This is a genomic window from Streptomyces sp. NPDC037126 (genome assembly GCF_055605965.1).
In genome coordinates this window covers 26723-46307 of sequence record NZ_JBVJTD010000041.1, presented here as the reverse complement: position 1 = coordinate 46307, position 19585 = coordinate 26723, and the positions used below count along the sequence as shown (strand labels likewise).

17 protein-coding genes and 4 pseudogenes are annotated in these 19585 nt (G+C 70.5%); 12 read left to right on the top strand and 9 right to left on the bottom strand.

Annotated elements, in window-relative coordinates:
* Positions 1-170: 170 nt before the first annotated feature.
* A complete protein-coding gene (locus ACZ7FF_RS42265) occupies positions 171-1493 on the bottom strand; it encodes an alpha/beta fold hydrolase (RefSeq protein WP_470819730.1) in 1323 nt (440 codons plus the stop codon).
* A gap of 68 nt (positions 1494-1561) precedes the next feature.
* Between ACZ7FF_RS42265 and ACZ7FF_RS42260 the strand changes: the two genes are divergently transcribed.
* The 4 genes and pseudogenes from ACZ7FF_RS42260 to ACZ7FF_RS42245 all read left to right on the top strand — a co-directional run.
* On the top strand, positions 1562-2179 hold the full coding sequence (locus tag ACZ7FF_RS42260; protein ID WP_470819729.1) for a TetR/AcrR family transcriptional regulator: 618 nt from the start codon (positions 1562-1564) through the stop codon (positions 2177-2179).
* 993 nt (positions 2180-3172) lie between these two features.
* A complete protein-coding gene (gvpJ, locus tag ACZ7FF_RS42255; RefSeq protein WP_470819728.1) occupies positions 3173-3586 on the top strand; it encodes a gas vesicle protein GvpJ in 414 nt (137 codons plus the stop codon).
* 78 nt (positions 3587-3664) lie between these two features.
* Positions 3665-4006, top strand: a pseudogene (locus ACZ7FF_RS42250) (GvpL/GvpF family gas vesicle protein); the annotation flags it as partial.
* Positions 4007-4137: 131 nt separating this feature from the next.
* A pseudogene (locus ACZ7FF_RS42245) lies at positions 4138-4485 on the top strand (WhiB family transcriptional regulator); the annotation flags it as partial.
* Positions 4486-4741: 256 nt separating this feature from the next.
* On the opposite strand, the gene ACZ7FF_RS42240 reads toward ACZ7FF_RS42245, so the two are convergent.
* Complete coding sequence (locus ACZ7FF_RS42240) at positions 4742-5419, bottom strand: potassium channel family protein (RefSeq protein WP_470819726.1); 678 nt, start codon at positions 5417-5419, stop codon at positions 4742-4744.
* 31 nt (positions 5420-5450) lie between these two features.
* Complete coding sequence (locus tag ACZ7FF_RS42235) at positions 5451-5933, bottom strand: hypothetical protein (RefSeq protein WP_470819725.1); 483 nt, start codon at positions 5931-5933, stop codon at positions 5451-5453.
* A gap of 582 nt (positions 5934-6515) precedes the next feature.
* Here ACZ7FF_RS42235 and ACZ7FF_RS42230 point away from each other — a divergent pair.
* Positions 6516-6656 (top strand): hypothetical protein, encoded by a 141-nt coding sequence (locus ACZ7FF_RS42230; RefSeq protein ID WP_470819723.1) that lies wholly within the window; start codon positions 6516-6518, stop codon positions 6654-6656.
* 547 nt (positions 6657-7203) lie between these two features.
* Here ACZ7FF_RS42230 and ACZ7FF_RS42225 read toward each other — a convergent pair.
* Together ACZ7FF_RS42225 and ACZ7FF_RS42220 are read right to left on the bottom strand one after the other, a co-directional pair.
* On the bottom strand, positions 7204-7485 hold the full coding sequence (locus tag ACZ7FF_RS42225) for a hypothetical protein (RefSeq protein ID WP_470819722.1): 282 nt from the start codon (positions 7483-7485) through the stop codon (positions 7204-7206).
* Between the two features lie 582 nt (positions 7486-8067).
* Complete coding sequence (locus ACZ7FF_RS42220) at positions 8068-8232, bottom strand: hypothetical protein (RefSeq protein ID WP_470819720.1); 165 nt, start codon at positions 8230-8232, stop codon at positions 8068-8070.
* Between the two features lie 3 nt (positions 8233-8235).
* On the opposite strand from ACZ7FF_RS42220, the gene ACZ7FF_RS42215 reads away from it, so the two are divergent.
* Together ACZ7FF_RS42215 and ACZ7FF_RS42210 are read left to right on the top strand one after the other, a co-directional pair.
* Positions 8236-8928 carry a hypothetical protein gene (locus tag ACZ7FF_RS42215; RefSeq protein ID WP_470819718.1) on the top strand — a complete coding sequence of 231 codons (693 nt, stop codon included), beginning with the start codon at positions 8236-8238 and terminating at the stop codon, positions 8926-8928.
* A 40-nt stretch (positions 8929-8968) separates the two neighbouring features.
* Positions 8969-9331: pseudogene (locus tag ACZ7FF_RS42210) on the top strand (transposase); the annotation flags it as partial.
* Between the two features lie 24 nt (positions 9332-9355).
* Here ACZ7FF_RS42210 and ACZ7FF_RS42205 read toward each other — a convergent pair.
* Both ACZ7FF_RS42205 and ACZ7FF_RS42200 read right to left on the bottom strand, forming a co-directional pair.
* On the bottom strand, positions 9356-10000 hold the full coding sequence (locus tag ACZ7FF_RS42205) for a protein-L-isoaspartate(D-aspartate) O-methyltransferase (protein ID WP_470819717.1): 645 nt from the start codon (positions 9998-10000) through the stop codon (positions 9356-9358).
* Positions 10001-10804: 804 nt separating this feature from the next.
* Positions 10805-11260 carry a DoxX family protein gene (locus tag ACZ7FF_RS42200; RefSeq protein ID WP_470819715.1) on the bottom strand — a complete coding sequence of 152 codons (456 nt, stop codon included), beginning with the start codon at positions 11258-11260 and terminating at the stop codon, positions 10805-10807.
* Between the two features lie 353 nt (positions 11261-11613).
* Here ACZ7FF_RS42200 and ACZ7FF_RS42195 point away from each other — a divergent pair.
* The 3 genes and pseudogenes from ACZ7FF_RS42195 to ACZ7FF_RS42185 form a co-directional block, all read left to right on the top strand.
* Positions 11614-12078, top strand: a pseudogene (locus tag ACZ7FF_RS42195) (dihydrofolate reductase family protein); the annotation flags it as partial.
* Positions 12079-12429: 351 nt separating this feature from the next.
* Complete coding sequence (locus tag ACZ7FF_RS42190; protein WP_470819733.1) at positions 12430-12708, top strand: hypothetical protein; 279 nt, start codon at positions 12430-12432, stop codon at positions 12706-12708.
* Positions 12705-13091 (top strand): fic family toxin-antitoxin system, toxin component, encoded by a 387-nt coding sequence (locus ACZ7FF_RS42185; protein WP_470819713.1) that lies wholly within the window; start codon positions 12705-12707, stop codon positions 13089-13091. Before ACZ7FF_RS42190 ends, ACZ7FF_RS42185 begins: the two co-directional genes overlap by 4 nt.
* 611 nt (positions 13092-13702) lie before the next feature.
* Here ACZ7FF_RS42185 and ACZ7FF_RS42180 read toward each other — a convergent pair.
* Positions 13703-14431, bottom strand: a complete 729-nt coding sequence (locus ACZ7FF_RS42180) for a TetR/AcrR family transcriptional regulator (RefSeq protein WP_470819711.1) — start codon at positions 14429-14431, stop codon at positions 13703-13705.
* A 243-nt stretch (positions 14432-14674) separates the two neighbouring features.
* Between ACZ7FF_RS42180 and ACZ7FF_RS42175 the strand changes: the two genes are divergently transcribed.
* Positions 14675-15262, top strand: a complete 588-nt coding sequence (locus ACZ7FF_RS42175) for a flavodoxin family protein (RefSeq protein ID WP_470819710.1) — start codon at positions 14675-14677, stop codon at positions 15260-15262.
* A gap of 953 nt (positions 15263-16215) precedes the next feature.
* Positions 16216-16704, top strand: coding sequence for a DUF6281 family protein (locus ACZ7FF_RS42170; protein ID WP_470819709.1), 489 nt, complete (start codon positions 16216-16218; stop codon positions 16702-16704).
* Positions 16705-17437: 733 nt separating this feature from the next.
* Here the strand turns inward: ACZ7FF_RS42170 and ACZ7FF_RS42165 are convergent.
* Complete coding sequence (locus ACZ7FF_RS42165) at positions 17438-18964, bottom strand: YwqJ-related putative deaminase (protein ID WP_470819707.1); 1527 nt, start codon at positions 18962-18964, stop codon at positions 17438-17440.
* Positions 18965-19585: the final 621 nt, after the last annotated feature.

Below are 19585 nucleotides of genomic sequence, written 5' to 3'. Positions count from 1 at the left end.
GACCACCAACCGCGGACCGGCAGAGTCCGCCCCGCAGCCACACGATCAGGCGACACCAGATGCAGTCAAAGGCTCACGAACCGCCCACTAAGAGGTCGTCCTTGGCTGACGCAGGGCCCGGACGGCTTCGAGGGTTCGCCAACCACAGCCGTTGACGGGCTGCAGCGTCTTCATTTGTGGTCGCGCGAGAAGGCAGGGATCTCGTCGCGGGTCGGGTAGTTCGGCAGGGGGGCCTGCTTGCCCTGAAGGAACGCAGTGATGACGGCGGCGGCCCGGCCGTTGTTGCCGTCGAGGCCGTTCCACATGTGGTGTCCGACTCCGGGCATGTACTGCGTGCGCTGGATGGCGGGGTCGTTGGCAAGGACGGTGGTCTCCCATTGACGGACCTGGGAGGAGCACTCGGCGATCATCAGCATCGCGGGGATCCGGGAGCGCCTCAGTTGCGGGGCGATGGAGGGCGAGTCCTTGACCGTCTGCTGGATGCGGAGGCTGGCTGCGGGGCTGAAGGAGAAGTTCTGTGCGGTGTCTTCGGCGGGGATGCGGTGCGCGTCGCGAGCGCAGTAGGCGGATGCGGTGTCGCTGCCGAGGTCCGCGGCGGTGAAGGCGTTGACGCCTTCGGCCTGTCCGATCAGTCCGGTGTCGGGGGTGAGGAGTCCGAGTCGCATGAGGCCGAATGCCACGGCGTACCGGGGGACGTGCGTCGATCGCGGTCCGGTCATGGCCGGCGCGAGGCCGCGCGCGGATTCTCGGCCCTTGTGCCCGGTGATGTGTGCGGTGGGGCCGTCCATGGGGCCGGGCTCGGCGATGATCGCCCGGTGCAGGCGGGCAGCGACGCTCGGGTCGGCCAGGGCTCGGGTGAGCACGGCCCCGCCTGAGGAGAATCCGAGGATGTCGACCTTGCCCTTGTTCAGGCGGTCGACGAAGGCGGCGAGGTCACGGACCGACCTGGAGATCGTGTAGTGGTCCATGGAGAGCAGGTCGCTTCGTCCGCCGCCGGCCTGCTCGTAGGCGTAGACGTCATAGCCCTGGCGTGCCAGGAGTTGCAGGAACCGGTGGTCGAGCACCGAGATGCCGCGGACCGGTCCGCCGTTGAGGTACACGAGCGGGATGGGGTGCCGGGTGCCGGAGTTCGCGGGCGGGTAGTGGTACACCGCGACCCGGCTGCCGGTGGCCAGGTTCCAGTGCTGCGTGGCCACGAAGGATAAGGCTGGCGGGTATTGCCGGGTTTTCGACACGGTCGGGATGCAGACCGTCGCTGTCAACGCCGCCGCGACGACCACCGGCAGAAACGGCACGAGCCGCGCCGGCCAGGGGCGGCGCCGGCCCCGCCACAGCGCGAGAACAGTCCCGGCCCCGAGGGTCGTCAACCACGCGGCGAGCCCCGAACCGGCCCCGTCCGTGAGGGCGATCAGTGCGAGAAAGACGACGACCAGCGTCGCGATGCCGGCCAGGGTCAGCAGTAAGCGGGCGAGACGTATGGCGGACGTGGGCACAGCAGACCTCCGACTGTTTCAGAACATCGTTTCAAAACGACGTTATCAAATGAGGTAGGCTGCCGGCCGTGGGTAGGCCCAGAACAAACGACGAGGCCGTCAAAGAGCGGCTTGTGGAGTGCGCGACCGAGATGCTCGCCACCCGTCCGCGGGAGTCGCTCACGGTCCGCGCAGTGGCCGCTGCCGCCGAGGCGTCCACGACGGCGGTGTACTCCTTGTTCGGCGGTAAAGACGGGCTGATCGGTGCGGTGCGAGACAGAGCCGTCGCCGGCCTGTTCCAGGACCTGTCGGCGGTGCAGACCTCCGCAGACCCTCTCGCCGACCTCTACGCCCTGGCCTTCGCCTACCGTCGCTGGGGGCGAGGACACAGCCACCTGTACACGGTGCTGTTCGGTGGTGTGCAGTCCTTCAACCCGTCGGGGGAGGTCGGTACCAGTGACCCGATCCGTCCGCTCCTCGCGGCGATCGATCGTGCCGTGACAGCGTCCGTCCTCGTCGGCGAGGCAACGGCGATCGCCCTGTCGATCTGGGCCGCCCTCCACGGACTGGTGACTCTTGAACTGGCTGGGGCCTTCGACGCCGCGACGGCCGAGTCCGCATTCCGCTCGGCGATTCACGCCACGTTGCGCGGATGGACGACCCCGGCGGTGTTCCGCAGCCTTCGCGAAGCAGAACTCGCTCATTGACAGGATCAGGGCCGGTTATCGGGGCCCTCCCGGTCCCTGCCGGGTGCGTGGTCGGTGAAAACCGGCATGCCAAGGTCAACCAGCTGCGGCCGACCATCGGTCGGACCCCGTTAGAGGCTGTTGAGCTTGGCCATCGCGGCGTCAGCCTGGTGCGGCCCGATGCCCGTGCGAGGCCTCCACAGGGAGCGGCGCGAGCCAGTCGGCGACCGGCGTCTGGGGGGACGGCGAGGACAGCCGGAGGCGGTCGTGGCGACCGTGATGGTGGGGCGGATGCCGACGCGAACGTCGGCGCCGAGGCGGGGATGGATCGGACCCTGAGTTCTCTCCCCGGCCGCCGGATGGCGGTCTAATGCCGGAGCCGGAGTACTGAGCGTGACCGGGGTGGTGGAATGGCCGGCCGCTCTCACCGGTGCCTCCGTCGCATGTCTGACCCAGCCGCGGCCAGCACAGCAAACGCAGCCCGATCGGCAAGCGCAGCCCCGCATCGGAACAGAGGTGTCTGGGGAGACGGTGACGGAGTACAAGACCCCCACCGCGGGCGCTCCCGGCTCGACGGGGCGAAACCCGGCGGCGTTCCGTCCTCTCGCTCGGGTGCCGGCGACAGGTTCCTGCCCTCCCACTTCCACCACCGCGAGGGCCACGTACACGAGCACCCCGCCAAAGTCTGGGATGCTCCCAGGATCCAGGGGCTCAGGCAGGTTGCGGAAGCATCCGCGCACCCCAGCGCGGCGTCGCCGAGAAAGCACTCCTGACACCGCCTGGGCTCTGGTCGCGTGGTACGCGCCGGGGCTTCGTTCCGTGAAGCGAACCGAGTGGCATCGCCCCGACTACAGGTCCGCAGTGCTCGCTCCGTACCGGTGTTTCGCCCCGGGTGGTGGGGGCTACTCGCAGGCGAAAGCCCGCGCCTCGGTCAGAGGCGGCGAGGCGGGCGGTCTTGCTGCCGAGGCAGTGTGCGCCGACGGGGCCACCGACGTAGGCAAGGGGATGGTCGCGATGACCATGACCACGCAGCAGGGCGGCGGAGGCGGCTCCAGCGGCCTGTACGACGTCTTGGAACTCGTCCTCGACCGCGGACTGGTGATCGACGCGTTCGTGCGGGTCTCCCTGGTGGGGATCGAAATACTCAAGATCGACGTCCGGGTCGTGGTCGCCAGCGTCGACACCTACCTCCGCTTCGCCGAGGCCTGCAACCGCCTCGATCTGGAAGCCGGGCCCCACAAGCCGGCCGGGCTCACTGATCTCACCGGAAAGCTCACCCAGTCCGGCGGCGGTGAACAGCTGTCCGAGTCCAAGGCCAAGGGCGCACTCTCCGGTGCAGCCGAGACCGTCTCCGACGCCTTCAACCAGGCACGCGGCGAGGGCCGGGAGCGGCAAGGCGAGCGGGCCTCGCGCGGGAGAGAGGAATGAGGGATGCGTACAGCGTCTCGGCGGACGACGACACGGTGACCACGGTGCTCGACGAGCGCACAGAACACTTCCTGGAGGCAGAAGCTCCAGCGTGGGGAGATGATCGCCACCGCCGTCCAGGCACGCGAGGCGAGTGACGCCGAGTTGCTGCACCAGGCAATGGCGTCGCAGGCCAAGGCGGTCAGCACCGGACCGCAGGGCATCGGGTGGCTGGCTAATGTCTCCTTCCTGGTGAACCGTGATGCGCAGGAGCAGTTCCTGTCGACGGTCGTCGAATTCCGTCCCCGGCACCCGCATCTCGAACTGCACGTCAACGGCCCGCTACCGCCCTACAGTCTCGTCGACGCCTCCTCCTCGGGGCAGGCTGAAGGCGGGATCAGCGAAGCGTTCGGGAACGCGGCAGCTCAGCCCACCGGTTGACCCAGCCCCTGCCCCGGCGGCTGGGAAGGCGTCACCACAGGCCGGGCTTGCCTGCTGCCGCGCCCGGTACGGGCGCCGAACCTCTGGGCGTTGGACGCGCGGGCTCAGCCGAGCCCTCAGGGCACCCAACCATGGCGAAACCGTTCGCAACCGGTTTAATATTCTCCAAACCTCTGCCGGAACTGCGGCGCTGTGCGCGCCGCAGCGATGATCCGCCGTGCCCGCGGACAGCCGGGAAGGGGTTTGTAGTGTCCTGCACATCCAGCGGAGATCCGGCAAGGCATGACTGGCGCGATCGCGCGGCCTGCGTCGGAGAGGACCCCGACATCTTCTTTCCTCTCTCGGATCTCCTGGCCCCCGATGCGGAGGCTTCCCTGGCCCGAGCCATATGCCGCCGCTGCCCTGTGATCATCGACTGCCGCACCTGGGCACTCGACCACGGGGAGGACGACGGCATCTGGGGGGCCACAACCGCCGCTCAACGCCGCTCGATCCGGCGCGCAATCACGGAACCCGTCCGCGCGACCAGGCGCCCGCGCGACGAGCCGGAAGACGGTGGCGAGTTACCAGCTCTCCCCCGCTCCCCCGGCTACGGGGACTCCTCCTCGCGGCTTCCCTATTCGTCCTCGATGGGGCGCAGGGCGCCGGCGTCACCGAACACGATCACGGTGTCGCCGGCCTGCACGGCGGTCTTGGGATCGGGGTCGGGTTCCAAGGAGCCGTCGGCGCGGCGGATCAGCAGGGACAGCGCTCCCCCGCAGACCTGGCGCAGGGGCCGGGCCCACGAGGCGGGATCCGTACGTCGGAGCTGCCGGCCCGGGTGAACTCCACCACCACGTGCGGGCGGACCGCCAGCAGAGCCATCCCCCGGCCGCTGGTGATGTAGGGAGAGACCACGCTGCTGGCGTCGGCGTGGGTGAGGCGTTCGGCCGACGCGGCCTCCGAGGCGCGCGAGACGATGGCGAGCGAGGGGTTGAGCGAGTGGGCGATCAGGTGATGTAGACGTTCTCGACTTCCGAGTCGACCGCGCAGACCAGGCCGCGGGCGTGGTCCATGCCCGCGCGGTTCAGCACCTGCTCGGAGGCGGCGTTGCTCTTCCAGGGCGGCGTTGTTCTCGATGACGACGAAGGGGACGCCCCCGGCCTCGAACTCGCGGGCCACGGCCTGGCCGACCCGCCCGTTGGCGCAGACGATGAAATGGTCGCACAGCGCGCCGATGCGATGCCGCATCCGCCGTTTTCTTCCCGCGGGCCCGAACCGTCCTTCCACCAGTGCCGTCCCGATCAGTCCGAGGACCGCGACGAAGACCGCGACACCCACCACCGCCAGCGCGGCGGTGTAGAGCTTGCCAGCCTGGGTGACGGCGCCCTGAGGCCGACGGGGTACGCCGAAGGTGCGGTGCATGCACGCCATGGGCTAGGGATGGGCAGCGGTGGGTGGCGGCTCAGTGCAGGATGCTGACGGCTCGCGCGATCACCAGGAGCGAGGTCAGCAGGGCGCAGACGCTCTGGATGCTCATCATGGCCTTGGCGCGGGTCGACAGCGGCATGGTGTCGGTCGGGCTGAAGGCGGTGGAGTTGGTGGTGGACACGTACAGGTAGTCCATCAGCGTGGGAACCCAGTCCGAGGTGGCGCTGGCACCGTCGGCGACTTCCTGGACGGCGTCGTCGTTCTCGTCCTGGGAGAAACGGAAGTCCGCCAGCGGCAGGGCGGAGCGCGGCGCCTGGGTACGGCTGACCGGGCCGCCCCGGTCCAGCTCCCAGTAGGCCAGCCCGAAGACGATGATGTTGGTCAGCCACACCTGCAGCGCGGCCACCAGCAGGGACCGGCCGTCCTTCACCCCGGCGTAGAGCAGCTCATGAATCAGGATGACCAACGCCACGAGGTTGCTGACCGCGATGACGCCGACGAGCGTCAGCGACAGCACGCGGAACGTCCTCGTCTGCCGGGTCAGCCGTTTGGGGTGGGCGCGGCGCCTCGTCCTGCCCGGCCGGCCGCCGCGCACCCTCCAGCTTGTACCCCGAAGCCCGGGGCCCGTGCCTGCCCGTGCCTGCGTGTGAAGGGCACCCTCCGGGCAGGCGCCTGTCGGCTGCGCGAGCCGACTTTCGCTGCCGGGTCCTTGCGTCTTTCGGACGACGGGTCGGAGACGTCGGGCCGGGTGCCGTAGACCGTGGCGGACGGCGTCATGGGTGACGGGGCCCCGGGGGGATACCGCTGGGCGTGTGCCGCGGGCGGTCTGGGTGCCGGCCATTGCGCGGCCTTGCCCTCACACAACTCAACGCACGCGTCCCGGAGGAGCCGGCCGCATCGGTCCGCGCCCGCGCGCAGCGCGCAGGAATGTCCGTGCAGGACTACGTCGCTGACGTCCTCGCCGCCGATGAAGAGGCAGCCGAGGCCCCGAAGACATGCGGCAGGCCCGCGCCCGCGCGCACGCCGCCGTCGCCTACAAGCGGTGGCTGGGCACCGGCCGGTCCGAGGCCGGCGCCATGACCATAGATGAGGTGTTCGGGTGACGGCAGTCCCCGCCCGGTTCGCCGCCAACGTCGGTGAAACGATCAAAAACCTGCCCGTCCCCGACAGGGACGAACTCCACGGCGCGATCCTGCGGGCCTGCGAAGACCCCTACTCGTGGCCACAGGCCGACAAGTAGGAGATGGACGAGACGGTGCGCGTCATCACGACGCGCGCCGCCATCGTCCACTACGTCATCCTGCCCCGCCCCGACCTTCACCTCTGGGTCTTCGCCATCACCGTCTGACCTGCGCCACCTGCGGCCGGAGCGCAGCTCGGCGCGCCGCCTGTAGGGTGCGGGCCTGACCGCCCCGCCCCGCTTCCCGGCCGCCTGGCGCGACCGGTTCATCACCGCCCTGCGGCACGGCCAGGCCCTCGACGAAGCGGCCGCCGGGCTGAGCGTCGACCTGCGCGCCGTCTGGGTGCGGGCCCGCACCGACACCCGCCTCACCGTCGCGCCGGTCGTGACCCGGACGCCCTCGCCGAACGCGGCGACTCCCTGCGCCCCGACGACCTCCGCCTCCTGGCCCTCGGCCTGCCCCCGTCCCCCGGGACCGGCCCAGGCCGTGGTAGTCGGGCTCGGTGCCGGCCGTGAAGCCATGCAGCCGGTTCGGCATCGGACGCCGCTGGTAACTCCCGTCACCACAGATGTGCCCGGCAGCCATGGCCGGCCCATGGAGGTCGGGTCACCCAGCGCGCTGGGCCGTCCCCATGGCCTGTGCCGGTACGGCGGACAGGGCGACGGTGCAGGAGGCGCAGCGTCGGGCCTGGGCGGGTACGGGGCTGAGGCATTCGGGGCAGTCCCGTTTGGGGGCCTGGACGTCTTGGTGCGGGGCGAGGCGTTCGTGGAGCTTGTTGATCGGGAGCACGACCAGGAAGTACAGGGCGCCGGCGAGGAGGAAGAAGCTGATCGCCGCGTCGACGAAGGCGCCATAGGGGGACTCGCAAGGGCACCTTCGTGAACGCATCCCGGCCTGCGCCGGGCGCACGTAGAGCCTGCGATGGATAGACGATCCCTTGGCCCAGCGGCCGGCGTCCACGAGCTCCTCGTCCGTGGCGCCCTTCTCAGCGAGGTCGGTAGCCTCACCCGCGCGTCGACCATGGGAAGTCCGCGCTCGAGCAGGACACCTCGGCCTACAGCGAGAGTCCACCCTGGTTGGGGCCCGGCGCGCTCCAGCCTCGCGGCGGCGGAAGGGGTGGCCCGGGCGCGTGCCGGGTGCAGAGCGACGTGCTGCCGACGGCCGGTTTGTTCAAGGATCCGCTGTTTGGGGTCGAGGGCGGCGCCAGGCAATCACCGACTGACCACCCTCTTCGACGCACGCAATCCAGAATGACCGTGCGGGAATCGACCCGCGCAGGTCGAGCGAACCCGGTCCGGATCAGGGACCGCCTGCCGTGCCCGCGTTCTGGCCGGACCCGACGCGTCCGGCTTGAGCCCGCGCTTCGCCCGGCCCGGCGCGCCGCTGTACGGAATGCTGGCCGGCTTGGCGGCCGTGCTGGCCCACGCCCAGGCGCCCACCCCGGACGCGGGGACCAGGGCGGAGAGTGAGTCAGTCCCAGCCGGGCAGCAGCAGCCCGCCGTAGGCCCCAGGGTCGACCTGCGGTTCGCCCGCGGCGTCGGCGAACGCCTGCAGTGCCTCGACCATCGCACTGCGGCGCTCGGCGGGCATGGCCTCCACGATCCGGGTGATCTCCTCCTGGCGGCGCTGGGTCACCTGGTGCACCACGCGCTGCCCGGCCGGGGTGAGGGCGAGCTTCGCGACGCGGCGGTGGCGGTCTACGGTGATCCAATGGACGTTGGGTCGGTACTGATCGCGGTGACTGGTGTAGCGGGGACGCTCGGGGGTGCGTTGCTCACCCAGCGGGGCGCCGACCGGGCAAAGAGGCGCGAGTTGGAGATGACCCAAGCTATCCAGGAGGCCCGCGAGAGCCGTGAACTGCGACGGAGCTGCTACTCGGAACTGCACCGGGATGCACGACAGTTCGCCACGGCCCTCAGTCGTCACCTGTACGTCATGCGAGACCGTGCACCCGCGGAAGAGGACATTCGGGCGCTGGAAGAAACCAAGGACGCCTACCGCAACCGCTGGTCCGAGGCGCTGATGATCGCCCCCGCCGCTGTGATTGCTCCGGCTCACGAGGTGAACGAGACGCTGACCCGGGTACACGGACAGGTCAAACGCCTGGAACAGGGGAATCCGCGGCCAGACGAGACCCTGCGATCAGCCGCTGAAGCGCAACATGCTCTCTGGCCCCTGATAGACGCCATGAGAGAGGCGATGCGTCGTGATCTGGGCGTCGCTGGAGAGGCTGGCTACGAAGCCTCGCGCTTGCACCGGTTCGCCCCCGCCAGCGACCCCACCGTCTTGATCCAGGACTTCGTGGAACGGAGCGATGGCCCCAGCTCCTAAGGGGCGTTCCGTGTCTTGATCACGACCCGGGACAGGCCCTAGCGGGCAGGTCCTGCCCCTCGTGCTGGACGACATCCGGGTCCCGCGACTGGGCCGTGGCAGGCCCCGAACCACACCGGACACACTGCTCGGAGATAAGGCTTACTCCTCCAAGCAGATCCGCGCAGACCTCGCGGCCCGCGGCGTACGCGCTGTGATCCCCGAACGCCTCGACCAGCAGGCCAACCACAGGAGAAGGGGCCGCGGCGGCGGACGCCCCCGCACTCTGGACGCCGAGACCTACAAGCGCAGGAACGTCGTGGAACGGTCCTTCAACCTGCTCAAACAGTGGCGGGGCCTGGCAACCCGTTACGACACACTTGCGGTCGTCTATCGCTCCGCAGCCGTGTTAGCAGCGGTGATCATGGTGCGGCGCGGTCCTCAGGGTTCAGGAGGAAAAGCCGTACCGTCCTTGCAGGCGGACGAAATGCGCGGGCGTAAGTATCCGCCGGCGCTCCAGTCCCGACGCGGTGCGCAGGAAGGACACGACCTGCTCCCGGCCTCCCGGCCCGATGGGCTGTACGAGGTGGCCGCCGAAGCACAGTTGCTCTGCGAGGGGTGCGGGAACCTCCGGAAACGCGGCGGACACGATGATTGCGTCGTACGGAGCACGGTCCGGAACGCCGCCGCTGCCGTCCCCGATGTGCGGCTCGACATTGCGAATGCCCTGTCGGGCGAGATTGCGCCGTGCCTGCCGGCCGATCTCCGGCCACATCTCGATGGTCACCACATCGGCGGCCAACCGGGCGAGTAGCGCGGTCTGGAAGCCGAGACCGGTGCCGATCTCAAGGACGTGCTCGTCCCCGATCAGATCAAGGCCCTCGATCATCATCGCCGAGAGCGAGGGCTGCGTGGTCACCTGTCCGTGCCCGATCGGAAGGGGCACGTCATGGTAGGCGTGCGCTTGATGACCAACGGGGACGAATGCCGCCCGGGGCGTCGCCCGCACAGCCTGGAGCAGGCGCTCGTCTCTGATGCCGGCCTCTCGAACGGCCCGCAGGAGATCCTCGGGTGGATGGGCGGCTTCGGTCATGTTCGCTGCCTTCCGAGCGATGACCAGAGGGTGGTGGTGCCGTAGGGCTCACGGTTGATGCGCGAGCCGCAGAAGTGGCTCAACCGGTCCAGGGTCGCCGGTCGCCTGGAGTCCCGTGCAGCGTGTCGCGGGCACAGCCATGACGTGCGCGGCGCCGGATCAGACCCCGCCCGCCAGGGGCGACCGCCGGGTCACGGGCCGCGCCCCGGCCTCTCATGGGGGTGATACGCGGCGTGCGCACACGTCATCGTTGATCACGCACACGCTTCGGATCTCTCGCTGCGCGGATCCTGCTGACTTCCAGTACACCCTCGGGCCTATGGCTTCGCTCACGTCGCAGGCGAGCAGCCGGCCGCCGTCGGCCAAGCCCCGGGCGATGCCGCGCCCGGCGAGATGCTGCCCAGCCGGCCCGGACAGGCCTCCCACACCGTGCTGCGTCATCTCTGGCTCACCGAGGCCGAGGCGCACGCACTGGAGGCCCGGCTGCGCACGATGGCCGCGGAGCCCCGCCGACGGACCCCGCGCGTGGCGAGCCGTACGGCCTGCTGGTCAGCCTCTTCCGCGCCGACGTGCCCAGCCTGCCGCCGGACGACGAGCCCTGAGCCATCGGCACCTCGGGAGCGGGGCGCGTGGGAGTTTCTGGGCCTCGCGAGGCCGGCGGGGTGGGGCGCGCCGGCGCTTCCGGAACGTGGCCGGTCGGCAACGGCCGTTCGTACGCAGGGGTGTGGCACCAGTGTCCGGGCGGCTCGTGCCGTGACGCGCGGGCGCCCCCTCCCGCACCTCCAGGAGGGGGCGCCCGCGGGGTCAGGCCGCTACCGGGGCCCGCTCGGCGACGGGCTTGCGCTGCTCCGCCGCGGTGCGCCGGACGAGGAGACGGTCGAGGCCGAAGGCGCCAGAGCCGGTGAAGACCAGCAGGAAGAACGCCCAGCAGAACATGACCGAGGGCTCGCCACCGTTCTGGATGGGCCACAGGGCGGCCTTCTGGTGGATGTCGAAGTACGCGAACGCCATGGAGCCCGACGCGAGCAGCGCGGCCCCGCGGGTGCCGAGGCCGACGAGCACGAGACCACCCGCGACCAGCTGGATCACGGCCGCGTACCAGCCCGGCCAGGTGCCGGCGTCAATGGTGCCGCCCTTGCCCATGGCGCCGCCCAGGACGCCGAAGAGGGAGGTGGCACCGTGCACGGTGAAGAGCAGGCCGACGACGATGCGGAAGAGCCCTAGGACGTAGGGCTGGGCTGAGCTGAGGCGAGCGGTCATGAGGCGGTTTCTCCTCTTCGGTGTCGGTCGGACCGGCTGGGGACAAGCAGGCCGGTCGTGGAGGACGGCGCTACCGAACGAGCGTCGCAAGCCCCGCTAAAGCCGACCTAAGGTTGCTTGCCTGCTCAAGTTCCGGCCGGACCCGCCCCCTCAGTGACACGCGCCGCGAGCGGCGCTGCAGGAGCGCGGTGGTCGACCGACCCGCCGGGAGGCATGGGCTCCCTGGCCGCCGCGCCCGCCGTTCGTCCAAGAGGCAGGAGGCCAGGAGGCGCGGCGTCCGGGGCGGCGATGAGTTCGCCGACACCCGGGGGTCTGTCCCTCGACGGAGAGAAACGACTCATCGGGAGCAGACCATGGGCCTCATCCACATCGAGCTGTTCGCGACCCTCGACCTCGTCGCGCAGGCGCCGGGCGGCCCCGACGAGGACCCGAGGGGGTTTCCGTTCGGCGGCTGGCAGGCGCCCATGCTCGACGACGTCGCCGGCGCGCAGGTCGTCGCAGCGTACGAAGGCACCGACGCCCTCCTGCTCGGCCGGCGGACGTACGACATCTTCGCCGCGTACTGGCCCCACCAGAAGGGCGGCGGGGACGGCGAGATCGCCACGCTCTTCAACAGCGTCCCGAAGTACGTGGCCTCGCGCGGCACGCCCCACCTCTCCTGGGCCGGCTCCACACGGCTGGGTCCGGACCTGGTCGACGCGGTGCGCGATCTCCGCGACCGGCACGAGCACGTGAAGGTCGTCGGAAGCCTGGACTTCGTGCAGACCCTGCTGCGCGAGAAGCTCTTCGACCGTCTGGACCTCTGGCTGCACCCGATCACGCTCGGCGTCGGCAAGAAGGTGTTCGACGGGGGCGCGGTGCCCACCAACGTCACCCTCCTCGCACCCCCCGTCGCCAGCCCCAAGGGCACCGTGTACCTGCGCTACGGGCTGGCCGACGGCACACCCGCCACGGGGGAAAGACCGCACCCGACCGCGGCGTGCGAGGCGGCGACCGAGCGCATACCTCCGCCCGGACCACCCGTTGATCACGACACCTCACGCGCCTCCAGGGCTGCCGGTGTCCTCTGCCTGCCTGCGGAACCGCAGCGCCTGCGGTTCCGCAGCGCTCTTCCCATGACGGGCCCTGGTATCGCTGGTACCGTGGATACCATGTCGGATCCCAAAGCGATGAGCCTGCGATTTCCCGACCCTGCGCAGCGGGCCGCGATCGCGGCGGCGGCCAAGCAGGCGGGGGTCAGCATGCAGGAGTACATCCTCTCCGCCGCCTATGACCGCGCGACCGCCGTGGAGCAGCGGTTCCTGGACGGCTTCAAAGCATCCATGGCCCGCAGCAGTGCAGCTTTCGCGGCCGAGCCCAGCCCCCTGGATCCCGACGCCGAGCAGCGCGCGGCCGAGCAGAAAATTCGGCGCGAAGTCGAGCAAGAGGAGCGAGGTCACGCCGCGTGACCCAGCCTGAACCGCTCCACCCGCTCGACGTGGCCTTCCTGCTGCATGCCGCCGAACTGCTCGACGGCGATCCACAGGTCGACGACTACGGACCGCTCTACGCCGCCGTCGCACGCGTCAACGCGCGGGCGATGGACCGCGACATCTACGGATCCCTGTACCTCAAGGCCGGCGCGCTGCTGCAGACCCTGGCGAAACTGCCGTGCCTGGAACACTCCAACTCGGCCTTCGCCTGGCACGCGACCGAGGCCTATCTGATCCTCAACGCGCGCGAACCCGACTACCCGCCCAAGGCGGCCGTCGCGCTGGTGCATGATGCAGCCTCCGGAGCGCTCGGCGTCGCAGGGATCGCCCGTCAGCTGCGCGACTGGACCATCACCTGACCTGCTTCACCCTGCCACGGCACAGGCCCCGACCCTGTCACGCGATGTGCGCGGGGCAGGCCAACGAACAAGACCGCCTGCCCGCTCCAGGAGATGGCTGCCCGTCTGGCCAATCAAGGTAAAGGGCGCCGGGCAGTGCGCCCAGAAGGTCGGCCTGGGCGGCACGGATGCCATTCGAGTCCTCGGGGCCGATGCCCAGGGTGCGGCGGGCTGTCATACGGTCAAGGTATGGGCAGCGCTGCAGCAGCGGACGGTGTGCACGGGAAGACCATCTCGGTGAACGGCCTGACGCAGTCCTCCGGTTGTCCTTCTGTCGATCCGGCGCGACGTAGGTAGCCGCGCCGGCGGCAGGGCCGGCCCTGAACCGCTCACGGAGCCGCCTCCGGAGCGCCGCCTTGTTGGGGCCCTGGCCCGGGAAACGACGATGGCCGTGTCAGAAGTCCGCTTCGAGCCGGCCGAGCGAGAGGGCTTCGCAGGCTGCTGGCGCAGTCAGCGACGCCGGCCGTGTGGCGCGTTCAGTCGCGAAGCTGGACAGTCTGGCCACCGGTGGCGTCCTGGGCCGTACCGGCGGCCAGATACCCAAGCCCGGCCCCGGTCCGCACGCGGCCGGTTCAGCCTGCCAGATGCTGCAGCCATTCGCGCAGCAGAGCCGTCTCCGTGGCTCTCAGGGGCACCCCGGCGTCCGCGGCAGGGGGTCCGGTGGTGAGCGCGGTTTCCAGTGCTGCGTCGAGGGCGAGTGCGCGCGAGGCCAGGTCCGACCCGGACGAGACGAGCTCGTCCGTGGTGATGGAGGCGATGACGGTGTCCCGCAGCCGTGCCGAAGTGGTCAGGTCCCGCTTTGAGGGCGCTTCGCCGATCAGTGCCAGCGTGGCACCCGTCGTTGCCGCGTGAATGACGCGCGTCGCCGGTTCCACAGGAACCCGAAGACGCCCGGCCTCGGCCGCGCGGCGCAGCAGTCTCACCAGCAGGGCGTGCGCCTCGTCCGCGGCGGGGGGCCGCCGCCCGGGCTGCACAGTGCCGTACATGAGCATGTAGAAGGCGGGGTGCCGCAGTCCGAAGTCGACGTGCAGGTCCCAGCCGCGGTAGAGGTCGGCCACCGGGTCGTCGGGGGTCAGCGCCAGTGCCTCCCGTTTCTCGGCCAGGTACATCTCGAACCCGTAGGCGGCCAGCTCGGCCAGGAGTCCGTCCTTGTCGTCGAACATCCGGTAGAGCGCGGGGGCCGTGATGCCCGCGGCCGCGGCGACCGCGCGCGTGGAGACCGCTTCGCTGCCGCCCTCCTCCAGGAGCTTGGCTGCCACCTGCAGTACCTGGCGCCGCGCGGCGCGTCGTCCCTCGTCCATGGAACAACGATATCCGATTTTGCATATCGCCGCTAAATCAGTGCTACCGTTTCGAGCGGAACGGCGATATATGCCTGAGGGTGGGCGGCGCCCGGCCCGCGGGGGCTGGGCATCGCCGCACCCCGACCGAGGCCACCGGCCCTCACTCGTGGAGCAGTACGGCCGACCGTCGCAGCAGGCCGCTCGTCGCCCGCCGGCACCACCACCGAACACGCCGCCATCGCGGCAGGAGAGGAACACCCCATGTCCGACACCTCGATCGTCATCGCGTCGCATTCCGGCTACGGCCACACCGCGCAGATCGCCACGGCCGTCGCGGACGGCGCACGCTCCGTCGCCGGGACGCAGGTCCACCGCGTGGACGTCGCCTCCCTCAGCGACGCCGACTGGGAACTGATGGACGCCGCGGACGGCATCATCTTCGGCACCCCCACCTACATGGGCACCGCGTCCGGGGCGTTCCACGCCTTCGCCGAGGCCACCAGCAAGCGGTGGATGACCCGCGCCTGGAGCGACAAGCTCGCGGCGGGATTCACCAACTCCGGCTCCATGAGCGGCGACAAGCTGCACACCCTGCAGTACCTGTCACTCCTGGCGGCCCAGCACGGAATGCTCTGGGTGAGCCTGAACCTCCTGCCGGGCTGGAACACCACCACATCCAGCCCCCAGGACGACAACCGCCTCGGCTTCTACCTCGGCGCCGGCGCACAAAGCTTCAACGACACACCCGAGGTCCACGACGCAGACCTGAACACCGCCCGCCACCTCGGCCGGCGCGTCGCCGAGCACACCCGGATCCACCGCGCCGGACTGACCGCCGCAACGCACTGAAACAACCGTCCGTGAATTGCCCCGGCAGCCCCGCCCTGCACGAGCGAAAAGCAACCCCGCACCAGGAAGTCACGGGTGGGATCCGCCCCGGTCCAAAGGGTCATGCCGGCAGGCGTGCCCAGCAGAATCGTTCGGTTCGGCGAAAGGACGCGCGAGGCGTACCACAAGGCAGTCAGGGACTTCTTGGCGTAGTGGTCGGACATCTCGCGGACGCGTGCCGCGTGGGTGTCGCACTGCTGGGCGAGGGTGAGGCAGGGGTGGTGGGTGCCGTGGTCGGCGGCCTGGCGGTCGGCGACGGCGCGGTTGGCGGCCCGTGTGTGCCGTTGGGGGGGGCGGCCTGGTCGAAGTAGCCGTAGTGGAAGGGGAGGAACACGACGCCGGGGCGCGTACCGGTCAGGACCGCGGGGGCCTCCACCGTGGTGCCACGGGGGCCCCGACAGCCCAGTACGGTCCGCCGGAACACCTCTTTCTGGTGAGTAAGGACCGTACCGACAAGGCGGGGCGCATTCTGCACGGCTGACGCAGCACCGGCTGTCCCGTTCACGGCAGACCGGCCAGGGCCCTCGATCAGTCGATCGGGGGCCCTACGACGCGCCGGACGGCACACGAGCACGTGCGCCCGGACCTGGCCCACCCGTCGCACGACGCGGGTGTCGTCCTGGTCTCCTCGCAAGCCTGTGGATCTGCAACGGACTTGAGCGAGCGGTGCGACTCAGTGATCACGGGACTTGATCGGTGTGCGGGACATGGGTGCGTTCCCCGTCCCAGGCGGCCGTGCGGACGAAGGCCCAGGCCACCGCCATCACGAGGGGACCACGCCTGAGCCCGTCGACGGATGGTGAACCGGTCGGGGACGCCGATCAGTCAGGGACAACGGGCAACGGGTTGTACATCCTCGAGGTCTGCTGCGCCCTCCCTGTCCGATGCGGACACGTCCGAAGGAGAGTTCCTCCATGCCGACCGCACTGCCGCGCGGCCGCGGTGTCCTCGTCATCGTTCTCGTCGCAGGCCTTGCCGCGACCCTCGTCTCCTGCTCGGGCCAGCGCCCGGCCAAGGAAGCCACTACGTACGGGGGTTACTGCGACAGGTCCGCGTTCGCGTACCGCGGCCGCACGTACCTGTCCTTCGGCCCGACCGGCTTCAAGGTCGGTGCGCGGCTCGGGAGCGCCGAGTACAGGTGCTTCCTCGGCCGCACCGGAGGCCCTCTGGCCGAACCGCAGCTGCGGAGGAGGACGACGGTGGTCCACCGCATCGAGGGAGTGGACCCGCGTGTCGCCGTCGCGGTGGACATGGCCCCAGGTGTGGCCTTCTACGCCAGTCCTCCCGACAGCGCATCATCGCCACCGCGGACGAGCAGCACCTGTTCCACCCGGATGCGGACGGGCACCCCGTCGGTGACCTGTCCTCGGGCGCGGCGGAAGGCGGATGGCGGACGACCGTGACGGCGGTGGCGAGCGCCGTGTCCACCACGGCCAAGGGCCATCGGCCCGCTCGCGGCCACCGGCAATGCTCACCGGGCGTGAGCGTTCACGGTGGCTGCCCTCCCCGGTCCGGCCACGACGGGCCGGTCACGGAGAACTCGACGCGCCGGCCGGCACGGGGGCCGCGACGGGCCGGCGCACGCCCGCGAGGCCGGTCCGGGCCCGCCGCGGACCGGGCCTTCGTCCCGCGCAGGCCGTGAGCGACGCGGCGGGTCGCGGTGCACGGGCTGTCCGGGGACCGCTCACCGCCCCGCGTTCCGCGACCGCTGCCGGGCGTTGGCGCGGCCGCCGCCGGATGCCGTGGGGGGACGCGGCCCCGGACCTCCGCTTCGGCCGAGTGTCCACCTGCCGGTGCGAGGCCGGCCGGACATACGTGCGGCACCGGGCGGCAAGGGTGTCCGGCAGGCCTCGGCGGTGCGCGGCGTCGCGTCGGCGCGAGGTACGGCATCCCGGACGCGCTGACGGTCGGATTGCCGTCCCGGGAGGCCGGCGGTGGGCGGAACCGGAGGCCTACGAAGCCAGGCGTGCGTCGTGCGGCCCGGATCGCGACCGTCCCGCGGCGACAACTGCTCACGCCCGGCGAACAGACGAGCCGCCGCAGGAGCCCGCGGTCCAGCCGTGTCAGCACGTCCCTCGGCCGCCGCCGGGAGCGCGGCGAGCGTCCGGCGGTCGGCCTCGTCCGGTGAACGGAGGCTCAGGAGCCGATCACGCCGCGGCCCGAGTCCGTACCGGGGGACGTGCCGGACGGACCCGGAGCCTGAATCGGATGATCGGCCACGTCGTACGGCCCGGGACCCGCCCAGTAGTCCATCTCGTCGTCGCGTCGCTGCCGCTGCCGCAACAGCCGCTCCCGGGCTGCCTGCGGATCGGGGTCCTGGTAGGCCGCGGCCACCTCGTTCGAGGGCAGTCCGTCCTCGGGGACGACCCAGTGCACGGCCAGCTTGGTGAGCACCGACCGGCAGGTCGCGCACGCCTGGACCGAGAAGGAGTAGCCCTTGTAGAGGAAGGTGGCATGGGTGACGGCGCCGCCGCGCTCGAGATGGTTCCTCACCAGCCGCAGGACGCCCTCCGCGTACTCGGGTGTCCCCGCGGCCAGCCCGTGGTCGTGCAGGAGCCGCGCGTTCTCGGCTTCCCACTGCCTGAGATAGGCGGACAGGGCGACCATCTCGGAGCACTTGCCGTGCCCCGTGCCTCGCAGGTGATGGGGTATCTGGGCGAGGATGTGACCGACGACCGGGTGCGGGTCCGTGTCGCCCTTCGCCGAGACGGCCGGCACGACAGTCCCGCCGACGTGCAGGGATCCGGTCATGCCGGGCAGTTTGGCGCGCTGCCCGTTGGACGCCTGGAGCTGGTGCGCGGCGTGCAGACAGCGGCTGAGCATTTCGGAGACCCATCGCAGTTGGTCTGCCAGGGCTCCTACCGCGGCCAGATGGCGACCGGCTCTCAGCCGCGGGCCGCCATCGGCCTCGATGTCCGCGAACACCAGCTCCACCTGGTGCTGCAACGGACTGAGAAGCCTCTCGACTTCCGCCCGGATGTCGTTCGGCCCCAGCTGGTCGGCCGGAATGCCCAAGGTGTTCTTGACGGCGTCCCGGTAGGCGCCCAGGGCGGGACCTCGGGCGGTGGGGTTGTTCCCTGGTGCGGCGTCCTCGGCGACCGCGCTCGCGTAGAGCTGGTCCAAGGTGTTCCGGATGCCGGCGTAGTACTCCGTGACCTGGGAGATCTTGTCACTCATCTGCTGGACGACCGGGACGTTGACGGCGTCGGGGTCCGGCCGCCGCGAGACCGCGTGGCCGCCGTGGTGATCGTCGTCGGTGACGGCCTCGGCGGCGAAGCGCACCCCCTGGGAGGCCGGGCGGCGCGTCATGGTCGTGGAGAACGAGTCCCACGCCTTCTCGACCAGGTCGGGCAGCATCGTGACGTCTCCCGGGCCCTCCCTCAGGAAGTGGTCGAGGAGCAGCCATACGGGATAGGTGAAGTACCCGAGCACGGTGTCACCGGCCAGCTCGATCCCGGGGGCCGGACGGAAGATGTATCCGGCGGCACCGATCCCGTACTTCCCGCACGCGCGCTCCACGGCCCGGACGAGCACCTCACCCGTTTCTTCCGACCGAAGGGCGCGGTCCGGCGGTGCGAGGACGTCCACCGTCAGTTCCGCGCGGATCTCCTGCAGCAGCGATACGACTTCGGTGAGCTGCTCGTCCGTGAATTCGGTGATCATGTGGCCGTCCCGTCGCAGAGTGCGCCCTCATCGTCCGCTGTGCCTCCGAACCAGTAATGGTGCGTCCGGGAGGCCGATCGGGTTCCTTTCCTGCCCGTCGGGGACACGGAACGCCCGGGGCCGCCGACGACGGAGCCCCACTCGAGCGGCCGGTCGGCACGGCGATGTTGGCGGCGGGCGCGGAGACGACGAGGCGGGCCGGGTCCCCGGCCGCCGCGCGGCCGGCGGGTCCGCTGTGGTGCCGGCCAGGTCGCGGGCCGGAAGCGGCGGCGACGAGGAGGAAGCGGCCGATGGCCGATGCCGGGGGCTGCCCGAAAGTGCCTTTGCGCGAAATGCCGCACACCGTGTACCGAGAATGCGGTAAGAGCGCCGAAAGATTAAGCATGCAGGGGAAGTTGTGAAGAGGCCCGTCGGAAAGGCCCCGTGCCGGATTCGTTGTGCCGGGACACTCGACGTGAAAGGGTGAACTTCGTTCGCTCCGCCTTCGTTTCAGGCGTGGAACAGCCTGGCGGCGACGTGACCCCCTGTATGGCGGCCTGTTGAGTCGAGGAGGTTGTCCATTGCCCCAACGGACGTTTCCCGTATGGCGGCCCGGGCGGTCGTTGCTCGCCGCCGAGCCCT